This is a genomic window from Neisseria sp. P0019.S003, assembly GCF_051957115.1.
GTDB classification, from domain to species: Bacteria; Pseudomonadota; Gammaproteobacteria; order Burkholderiales; family Neisseriaceae; genus Neisseria; species Neisseria flavescens_D.
Genome location: NZ_JBQCWT010000073.1, coordinates 1 through 462, shown reverse-complemented (window position 1 = coordinate 462; position 462 = coordinate 1). Strand labels below are relative to the sequence as shown.

General features: G+C 56.1%; 1 protein-coding gene. It reads right to left on the bottom strand.

What is annotated here, in order from left to right; genetic code table 11:
* A partial coding sequence (locus ACTHTS_RS11145) for an ATP-binding cassette domain-containing protein (RefSeq protein WP_440370075.1) occupies positions 1-462 on the bottom strand: 462 nt, incomplete at both ends.

Here is a 462-nt window from a genome sequence, read left to right as displayed (position 1 = left end):
CGGATGCCAACACTCGCTCAACAGGCGCGCGTCTTGCAAGCGGACGTTGACGGTCAGCGTTAGACCACTTTGAACACGCAACTCATCCATGCTGCCGTCGGCAACTTTCACGCCGTTTTTCATAACGATGGTGCGGTCGGCGTGGCCGTCAAGCTCGGCCAGTGCGTGGGTGCTGAGCAATACGGTTGCGCCACGCCCATTGAGTTCGCGCACAACTTCATAAAACATTTGACGCGAAGCCGGATCAAGGCCGGTAGTCGGCTCGTCAAACAATAAAACTTTAGGCTCGCCCAACAATGCTTGTGACAAAGCGAGGCGTTGGCGCATCCCTTTGGAGTAAGTGCCGACGCGGCGGCGTGCGGCCTGGGAAATGCCGACACGCTCGAGCAATGCACGGTGTTTACTCAGGGGCTGTTTTTTAAGTTTGGCATAGAAATCCATGGTGTCGAGACCGGTCAATGA